The sequence below is a fragment of the Streptomyces sp. NPDC059989 genome, from assembly GCF_042736975.1.
In the GTDB taxonomy this organism is placed as follows: domain Bacteria; phylum Actinomycetota; class Actinomycetes; order Streptomycetales; family Streptomycetaceae; genus Streptomyces.
This window is the reverse complement of the sequence record NZ_JBHWUO010000130.1, coordinates 1-2,087: the sequence shown is the minus strand read 5'-3', so window position 1 is coordinate 2,087 and position 2,087 is coordinate 1. Positions and strand designations below refer to the sequence as shown.

Below are 2,087 nucleotides of genomic sequence, written 5' to 3'. Positions count from 1 at the left end.
GAGGACGAGGAGACACTCCGGAGGGGCACCGCCCCAACCCCCACTCCGGCCCCGCCCGAGGGGCACAAACCCAGCCCCGCCGGCGATTGAGGCGCGGGGGCGCGGGGGCAGAGCCCCCGACACGGCGCCGCACCCGCGCGGGTACCACGGCGGGACGGACGTCACACTCCCGCGGCGGCACGGCCGAGCCACGTGTGCTAGCTTAGAGCTCGTTGCAGTTGTGGTACCCATGAACTTTATGTGCGCCTGACGGGAATGATCCTCAGGCGCTTTTATTGTTTTGCCGGAATCTCCGGATGGGGCCCTTTGCCGCCTATTCAGGAGATTCAAAATGGCACTTGGCACCGTGAAGTGGTTCAACTCGGAAAAGGGCTTCGGCTTCATCGAGCAGGACGGTGGCGGCCCGGACGTCTTCGCCCACTACTCGAACATCGCCACCCAGGGCTTCCGTGAGCTCCAGGAGGGCCAGCGCGTGTCCTTCGACGTCACCCAGGGCCAGAAGGGCCCCCAGGCGGAGAACATCCTCCCCGCCAACTAAGTATTTCAGCTGGCCGGGGTCCGCACCGTGAGGTGCGGGCCCCGGCTTGTCTGCTGTTTCGACCTTGTTTTACCTGCCGGTTTCAGGAGGGCTTTCTCGCATGACCAGCTCCAGCTCCGCACGACCCAGCCGCCGCCCCACCCGGGGTCGAGGTGCGGCCCAGGGACGTCCGAAGGCTGGCGCGGGACGGCAGAAGTCCGCCCCCGTTGCCAGGCCCCAAGAATTCACCATGCCCGAGCCGCTGACCCCGGCGCTGCCGCCGGTCGCCGCGTTCGAGGACATGGGCATGCCCGAGGCGCTGCTGAAGACCCTCGCCGCCCAGGGCGTGACCGAGCCGTTCCCGATCCAGGCCGCGACGCTGCCGAACTCCCTCGCCGGCCGTGACCTGCTCGGCCGCGGCCGTACCGGCTCCGGCAAGACGCTGGCCTTCGGCCTGGCGCTGCTGGCCCGTACCGCCGGCCGCCGCGCGCAGCCGAAGCAGCCGCTGGCGCTGGTCCTCGTACCGACCCGCGAGCTCGCGCAGCAGGTGACCGACGCCCTGGCCCCGTACGCCACGGCCGTCAACCTGCGCATCGCCACCGTCGTCGGCGGCATGTCGATCAACCGGCAGTCGGGCGCCCTGCGCCGCGGCGCCGAGGTGCTCGTCGCCACCCCCGGCCGGCTGAAGGACCTCATCGACCGCGGTGACGCCGACCTCTCGCAGGTCGCCATCACGGTCCTCGACGAGGCCGATCAGATGACCGACATGGGCTTCATGCCGCAGGTCACCGCCCTGCTCAAGCAGGTCGAGGCCGGCGGCCAGACCATGCTGTTCTCGGCGACGCTCGACAAGAACATCGACAAGCTCGTCAAGATGTTCCTGACCGACCCGGTCGCCTTCTCCGTCGACCCGTCCGCCGGTGCGGTCAGCACGATGGAGCACCACGTCCTGTACGTCATGGACGAGACCGACAAGAAGGCCGTGGCGACGCGTATAGCCGCTCGCGACGGCCGGGTGATCATGTTCGTGGACACCAAGCGCGGGGTCGACCGCATGGTCAAGAAGCTCCTCGCGGACGGTGTACGCGCCTCCGGCCTGCACGGCGGGCGCTCGCAGCCGCAGCGCAACCGCACCCTGGACTGGTTCAAGACGGGCGAGGTCACCGCGCTGGTGGCGACGAACGTCGCGGCGCGCGGCATCCACATCGACGACCTGGACCTCGTCGTCAACGTGGACCCGCCCACCGACCACAAGGACTACCTGCACCGCGGCGGCCGTACCGCCCGGGCCGGCGAGTCCGGCAGCGTGGTCACCCTGGTGCTGCCCGACCAGAAGCGGGACATGACCCGCCTCATGTCGGACGCCGGGATCGACCCGCGCACCGCGCAGATCAAGTCCTCCGACGAGGAGCTGTCCCGGCTGACCGGCGCCAAGGAGCCCTCGGGCATCCCCGTGGTGCTGGACGTGCCGCAGCCGACCGCGCCCAAGCAGCGCAGCGGCTCGGGCTCCGGTTCGGGCTCCGGCTCGCGCCGCCGGTCGGGCGGGCCGCGCACCGGCTCCGCCACGGGC

At 70.3% G+C, this 2,087-nt stretch carries 2 protein-coding genes; both read left to right on the top strand.

Going from position 1 to position 2,087, the window contains the following annotated elements; all coding sequences use genetic code 11:
- The first annotated feature begins 331 nt into the window (after positions 1-331).
- Positions 332-538: a cold-shock protein gene (locus ACFWBN_RS39785; protein WP_030707191.1), complete on the top strand. Its 207-nt coding sequence runs from the start codon at positions 332-334 to the stop codon at positions 536-538.
- Positions 539-638: 100 nt separating this feature from the next.
- Positions 639-2,087 (top strand): DEAD/DEAH box helicase (locus tag ACFWBN_RS39780; RefSeq protein ID WP_385186729.1); only part of this gene is annotated, 1,449 nt, incomplete at its 3' end.